Origin of the sequence: Streptomyces sp. URMC 127, from assembly GCF_051386535.1 — a bacterium.
GTDB lineage: Bacteria > Actinomycetota > Actinomycetes > Streptomycetales > Streptomycetaceae > Streptomyces.
The window spans coordinates 1-596 of the sequence record NZ_JBPQTW010000485.1; the positions used below are offsets into that span (position 1 = coordinate 1).

General features: G+C 73.7%; 1 protein-coding gene. It reads right to left on the reverse strand.

Annotated features, from left to right (window positions below):
* On the reverse strand, positions 1 to 596 hold a 596-nt coding region (locus tag ACSNOH_RS35035; RefSeq protein WP_436725481.1), incomplete at both ends, for a pyridoxal phosphate-dependent decarboxylase family protein.

A 596-nucleotide genomic window follows, 5' to 3' on the forward strand; every position in this document is an offset into this window, starting at 1 on the left:
GCGTGGCCGTTGTGGAGGAGGGTGCGGCGGAGTGCGGCGGTGGTGGGGTCGTCGGTGCCGGTGGGGCGGAAGAGGACGGTGGTGAGGGTGGGGCGTGCGTGGAGTTCGAAGTGGGGGTGGGCGTCGATGAGGTCGGCGAGGTGCTGTGCGGCGGCGCAGACGCGTTCGACGAGGTCGCCGAGGCCGCGGCGGCCGAGGGCGCGGAGGGTGACGGCGATTTTGAGGATGTCGGGGCGGCGGGTGGTGCGCAGGGAGCGGCCGAGGAGGTCGGGGAGGCCGGCTCGGGTGTCGTCGGGGGCGTTGAGGTAGTCGGTGTGGTGGGCGAGGGCGGTGAGGGTGGTGGTGTCGGGGACGGCGAGGAGGCCGGCGGCGATGGGTTGCCAGCCGAGTTTGTGGAGGTCGACGGCGATGGTGTGGGACTGGTCGAGGCCGTTAAGGGCGGGGCGGAGGGTGTCGCTGAAGAGGAGTGGGCCGCCGTAGGAGGCGTCGGTGTGGAGGCGGGCGCCGTGGGTGCGGCAGAGCTGGGCGATGGCGGGGAGGGGGTCGATGCTGCCGGTGTCGGTGGTGCCGGCGGTGGCGATGACGAGGGTGGGGGT